Genomic DNA, 6,255 nt, shown 5'->3' on the forward strand with positions numbered 1-6,255 from the left:
CTTCGCCGTCGGGGTGATTACCCTACGCATTACCTGAGGTTCATGTCAAGGCTGGCGGACGGCTTAGAAAACCTATAACGTGGTAACGTCAATCCCACGAAAAAAATGATTGACCCAAAAAATTTTCGGAAAAGCGTCGATTTTGGGTGTGCATTTCATACCCCTTTGTCCAAATGAGTGAAGGGGTTCATTCCGGATAGCAAAAAACGGAAGCCTTTTCGCTTGAAAAATTGAATAAGTCATTCACTAAGACTTTATTTCTGATGATAGCCACTTTAGTAGGTACGCCGTGATTTCTGTATTTCAGAATAGCGAGAACTCCGGCTATGAGTATCAGGTTGCCCCTGATATGGCGATGACAGTCAGAATGATAATGATACTTCTCTACGGAGCTGGCGGAGTACCCGGCAGAGGTTAGAACCCTATGATACAGATAAGCAGTCTGTTCCTTAGTGATTTCCCATAAGCATTTTGCTTGGCAAGGGGTGTTGAGAACAAATATTGCTATGACCGATTAGGAAATGAGTCGGTCAGGTACATAGCCATAATGCGGTGGCTATGAATTTTCAGAAAGGAGGGCAAAAAGAAGTGTCAAACTGCAAAACGATTTCCGTATGTAACCAGAAAGGCGGAGTCGGAAAAACCACCACAACCGTTAATCTTGGAGTCGGGCTTGCAATGCAGGGCAAGAAAGTATTGCTCATAGACGCAGACCCGCAGGGCGATTTAACGACTTGTCTTGGTTGGCAGGATACAGACGGTTTGGGTATCACGCTTGCAACGAAACTCACAGATGTAATCAATGAAACGATGACAGACCCTATGGTTGGTATCCTGCACCACGAAGAAGGTGTTGACCTTGTTCCGGCAAACCTTGAGCTTTCAGCAATGGAATTTAACCTTGTAAACGCAATGAGCAGAGAAACTACACTCAAGAATTATCTGAGTCAAGTGAAGAACAGATATGATTATGTAATTATAGACTGTATGCCTTCACTTGGTATGGTTACTCTCAATGCTTTATCGGCGGCAGACAGTGTTATCATTCCGGTTCAGGCTCAGTATTTGCCTGCAAAGGGTATGACACAGCTTGTGCAGACCATTTCAAAAGTAAAGAAGTATATCAATCCGGATATTAAGATAGACGGTATGCTGCTTACTTTGGTGGATAGCCGAACAAACCTTGCAAAGAGTACGGTGGAAGCACTCAGGGCAAACTTCGGTAATCAGATAAGGATGTATCGAACACAAATCCCGATTGCCGTAAAAGCCGCTGAAACTTCTTCCAAAGGTAAAAGCATTTATGCTTATGAGCCAAACAGCACAGTGTCTAAGGCATACGCTGAATTTACAAAGGAGGTGTTAGCCGATGGCAGGAAGAAAGAGCGACTTCACTCTCACGAAGCTCGATGATTTATTTACCACGCAGGCACAGAGAGATGAAGAACAGCTTTCAAAAATCCGAGATATTCCGTTAGAGCTGATTGATGATTTCCCCGACCACCCGTTTAAGGTCAGGGACGATGAAGATATGATGCAGCTTGTGGAGAGTGTCAAGGAAAGAGGAGTTATTACTCCGGCAACGGTAAGGCAGAAAGAGGACGGCAGATACGAACTTGTTTCAGGACACAGACGAAAGCGAGCTTGTGAACTGGCAGGATTTGAAACCCTGAGAAGTGAGATTGTAGACCTGAACAGAGATGAAGCGACCATTTTAATGGTTGAAAGTAATTTCCAGAGGTCAGAGATATTGCCGAGTGAAAAAGCCTTTGCCTATAAAATGCGTTTGGAAGCAATGAAAAGGCAGGGACAAAGAACAGATTTAACTTCTACACCACTGGTGGAGAAGTTGGCAGGTAAAGATGCCCTTTCGGTTTCTCGTATTGGAGAAGAAGTAGGGGAAAGTCGTGAACAAATACGCAGGTATATTCGCCTGACAAACCTTGTTCCTGAATTGCTTGAATTTGTTGACGAGGGGCGTATTAAAATGCGTCCTGCCGTAGAACTTTCCTATCTTGACGAAGATTGCCAGCGTGATGTGGTTGACGAAATCGACCTGAATGACGCTACCCCGTCACACGACCAGACAATCCGTATGCGAAAGTTATTCAACGAGGGCAACCTTACAACAGAAGCAATCCACGCTGTTATGTCTGAGGAAAAGCCGAACCAAAAGGAAAAAATCGTGTTGAGGGGCGACAGAGTAAGACAGCTTATCCCGAAAAACATTCCCGTCAGTCAGACGGAGGATTTTGTCTGCAAGGCATTGGAGCATTACAACAAGTTTTTGCGTAACCGTGCAGAGCGTGACAGCAGATAGCCTGTTTTACAGTTCCCCTTTCTCACACTCTAACCCCTTAGTTATACTTCTACCTACCGAAAATGATATATATTATCTCACTTGAATATAACTATCTCAAAGTATATGTCTATCTCTAAGGGGCAATCGCACAGTATGAACGGACTGGAGGTGTATGGTAAAATGAAAAATTAACGAAAAATCCGTATTTGTTTTTCGGCAGGTAAATTCTGCCGTAAGAAAAAATCCATAAAGGCACATCGTAGCGATACGGTGTGTTTTCAATTTTTACAGGAGGAAACGCAATGATAAAGTCAAAATTCAAAAGAGTCACGTCGCTTTTCTTGGCGACCCTTATGTGTGTGACCACTTTTGCAGGCATTGGCTCGACAACAGCATATGCTGCTTCGGGAGAAAAAGCCGATGTTTATATGGTCGATTTCCCTCGTGATGGCGATGCTAATTACGATGGGGTATGGGGACACAGCAATTTGACCTTGAAAAATGGTTGGCATACCGGACGTTCCAATTTTACCAATCTTAAGGCTATTGGCTCATACTCAGGCAATGTTGCTTATTGTATTGAGCCGGGAATTTCGCTCAAGGTCGGTCAGACAATGAATAAGTATGACGAAAATTATTTTAATAACCTTGCAGCCAACGGGGTTATTTCCGGAGATGAAATCCGTCTTTTCGTTGGTCGTATTTTACAGTATGGCTATCGTGGGACAATCTCGACATCTTGGAGGTCACAGAATGAAGCAGCAGCAAACAGCATTGCACAGGCTTATGCTACACAGCTTCTTATCTGGGAAACTGTTATCGGAGAGCGTGATGCGAACTTCAATCATGTAGCAGCCAGTGGTTGCAGCAATGTGAAAGATGTCATCAATGCAAAGCATCCGCTCCGCAATAAGATTTTCAGTTATTACAACAGTATGGTGCAGAGTGTACAGAACCATGCAACCATACCGAGCTTTTGTAATAAATCATCCGGTTCGGCAAAGACAATAGAACTTGAGTGGAACGGAAGCAAGTACACAACTACTCTGACAGACTCCAATAATGTGCTGTCCAAATATAATTTCAAGGCAAGCATCAGTGGAGTGAGCTTTTCAGTGAATGGTAACAAACTTACTGTTTCTATGGATACTGCACCGAGTAAGGAATTTACGATTACCGCAACGAAGAAAAATGCAGTACGAAGAGGTGTGGTTGTATGGTCAGAGGGTAAACACGGTCAGAACTCCAGTGTGCAGGATGTTGTCAGCTATGCTCAGGAAGTAAGCGACAGTATCAACGGTTTTGTGAAGATGAAAGTCAGCTATGGTTCTTGTCAGATTGTAAAGACCAGTGAGGACGGCAAGGTTGACGGTATCAACTTCACGATTACCGGAAACGGTATCAATCAGACGGTTACAACAGCTAATGGCGGTAAGTTCCAGATTGATAACCTTATGCCGGGTATCTATACCGTAACCGAGCAGGCATACGATAAGTACGAGCCGCAGGAAACACATAGAGTTACTGTTGTGGCAGGGCAGGTTGCAAAGGTCACTTTCAATAACAAATTGAAGCGTGGCGACCTTCAGGTAGTGAAGTCCTCAGAAGATAACCTTGTTGAAGGTGTGAAGTTCCATCTTTACGGTACTTCTCTTTCCGATGATGCTGTTGACCAGTATGCAGTTACAGACAAAAACGGTGTGGCAACTTTCAAAGATGTGCTTATCAGTGGTTCTGAACCATATACCCTTGAAGAAGTAGACACGGCTATCCGTTATGTTGTGCCGAAAAATCAGACTGCACCAGTGAAGTGGAAAGAAGTAACCACAAGAAACTTCAATAACATTTTGAAGAAATTTACTGTAACAGTAACAAAGAGCGACGCTGAGAAAGGCGAAGCACAGGGCAATGCCAAACTTTCGGGAGCAGTTTACGGTATCTATAAGGGCGAAACGCTTGTAGATAAGTATGTTACTGATGAAAACGGTCAGTTCACTACTAAAGAATATGTTTGTGATACCGACTGGACAATCCGAGAAATTACTCCGTCAGAGGGGTATTTGCTTGATAAGACTATCCATGAAGTAGGTGCAGACCCGAAACTTTATGAGGTAGAACACAACCTTACTTCCAATGATGTAATCGAGCAGGTAATCAAAGGCAATGTGGCTATCATTAAACACACTGATGATGGAGAAACAAAGATTGAAACTCCTGAAAAGGGTGCTTCCTTTGAGATTTATCTGAAATCTGCTGGAAGCTATGACGCAGCCAATAAAGACGAGAGAGATACTATCGTTTGCGATGAAAATGGCTTCGGTCAGACAAAAGATATGCCGTATGGTATTTATACCGTACACCAGACTTCCGGTTGGGAAGGCAGAGAGATGATGGACGATTTTGATGTGTTCATTTCACAGAACGCACAGACCTACCGTTATCTTATCAATAACCGTAACTTTGAGAGCTTTGTCAATGTAGTCAAGGTGGACGCAGAAAGCGGAAAGAGTATTCCGTATGCAGGAGCAGGATTTAAGATTTACGACCCACAGGGCAATCAGGTCAAAATGACCTTTGCGGTATGCTCCTCAGTGCTATTCATGAAGAAGAAGGCGAAGAAAAGCTTCATCTTCTGATGGTAGATGACCACATTCCGGCAGGTGCAAAGCTCTATTAAGATGATGTAAAGATGTACCGTTTTACCGAATAGACGGGACGTACTTCATTTGATAAAAAACTGAAAAAACAGCGATTTACATCAAACTTACATCATTTGATGCAGAAATCGGTGCAAGCAAGAAAAAATCGCATAATCAGTGCAATGAGTGGGCAATTCCAATCGGGATTGCCCATTTTCTGAATGGACAGAAATACAAATCGGGAATTTGTATAAAATATTTTTTGAAAAAACTGTTGACTCCTACGTTGCGTAATGGTTTAAAGTATATTTATCGAGAGAGGAGGAAATGATGATGATGACAGTAAATGAAGTGAGTAAGCTTGCCGGAGTGAGTATACGCACTCTACAATATTATGACAAGATTGGTCTTTTACATCCGACGGGATACACCGATGCGGGTTACAGATTGTATGACGATGCAGATTTGGAACGCCTTCAACATATTTTGCTGTTTCGAGAATTGGAGTTTCCTCTTAAAGACATTAAGATGATTGTTAATAGTCCTGATTTTGACAGAAGCAAAGCTTTAGAACAACAAATAGAGCTGCTTAAGCTTAAAAAGGAACATATTGAGAACTTAATGAACTTTGCTCTTGGAATAAAATTGTTAGGAGTGAAACACATGGATTTTAAGGCTTTTGATAGAAGTAAATTAGATGAATATAGCAGACAGGCAAAGGAATTATACGGTAATACACCAGAATATAAGGAGATGGAAGAAAAGCAAAAGAATCGAACTGAAGAAGATGAGAAAATCTTAGCAGATAGATTTATGCTTTTTTTTAAAGAAGCCGGAGAGATGAAGAATATGAATCCAGCATCTGATGATGCACAGAATCTTGTAAGAAGATTACAGGATTATATTACCCAAAACTTATATACTTGTACAAATAAGATTTTGCGTGGATTAGGAAAAATGTATTCAGGAGGTGGAGATTTTACAACAAATATTGATGCATATGGTGGAGAAGGTACAGCAATATTTGTAGCAGATGCAATAGAGATATATTGTGATAATGCAGAGTAAAATTGAATTTTTATTTATGTAATGCACACGATAAATCCAGTTTTGAACTTGCCCTTTGAGAGAGGAGAAAATCCTTTTCTCAAAGGGCTTTTTCTATTTATATGGATATTCGCAAACTACAAGATAACTGTTCTTGAGTTCTTCGCCGTCGGGGTGATTACCCTACGCATTACCTGAGGTTCATGTCAAGGCTGGCGGACGGCTTAGAAAACCTATAACGTGGTAACGTCAATCCCACGAAAAAAA

At 41.9% G+C, this 6,255-nt stretch carries 3 protein-coding genes and 2 pseudogenes; all 5 read left to right on the forward strand.

Features of this window, described 5'->3' with window-relative positions; genetic code table 11:
- Positions 1 to 588: 588 nt before the first annotated feature.
- The 5 genes and pseudogenes from OCV65_RS13145 to OCV65_RS13165 all read left to right on the forward strand — a co-directional run bounded on the left by OCV65_RS13145 (position 589) and on the right by OCV65_RS13165 (position 6,009).
- Positions 589 to 1,413, forward strand: coding sequence for a ParA family protein (locus OCV65_RS13145; protein WP_054754259.1), 825 nt, complete (start codon positions 589 to 591; stop codon positions 1,411 to 1,413).
- Positions 1,370 to 2,320 carry a ParB/RepB/Spo0J family partition protein gene (locus tag OCV65_RS13150; protein ID WP_055057186.1) on the forward strand — a complete coding sequence of 317 codons (951 nt, stop codon included), beginning with the start codon at positions 1,370 to 1,372 and terminating at the stop codon, positions 2,318 to 2,320. The genes OCV65_RS13145 and OCV65_RS13150 overlap by 44 nt, the downstream gene beginning before the upstream one ends.
- A 284-nt stretch (positions 2,321 to 2,604) precedes the next feature.
- Positions 2,605 to 4,878 (forward strand): annotated as a pseudogene (locus tag OCV65_RS13155) (SpaA isopeptide-forming pilin-related protein); the annotation flags it as partial.
- A pseudogene (locus tag OCV65_RS13475) lies at positions 4,872 to 4,979 on the forward strand (methionine--tRNA ligase subunit beta); the annotation flags it as partial. The pseudogenes OCV65_RS13155 and OCV65_RS13475, both read left to right, overlap by 7 nt.
- Before the next feature lie 295 nt (positions 4,980 to 5,274).
- Positions 5,275 to 6,009: a MerR family transcriptional regulator gene (locus OCV65_RS13165; protein ID WP_066557019.1), complete on the forward strand. Its 735-nt coding sequence runs from the start codon at positions 5,275 to 5,277 to the stop codon at positions 6,007 to 6,009.
- Positions 6,010 to 6,255: the final 246 nt, after the last annotated feature.

Origin of the sequence: Dorea ammoniilytica, from assembly GCF_025567415.1 — a bacterium.
GTDB classification, from domain to species: Bacteria; Bacillota; Clostridia; order Lachnospirales; family Lachnospiraceae; genus Claveliimonas; species Claveliimonas ammoniilytica.

Excerpts from the sequence above, each read along its gene's own strand:
- OCV65_RS13165 (WP_066557019.1), top strand. The coding sequence starts at position 5,275 with ATGATGACAGTAAATGAAGTGAGTAAGCTTGCCGGAGTGAGTATACGC.
- OCV65_RS13150 (WP_055057186.1), top strand. The coding sequence starts at position 1,370 with ATGGCAGGAAGAAAGAGCGACTTCACTCTCACGAAGCTCGATGATTTA.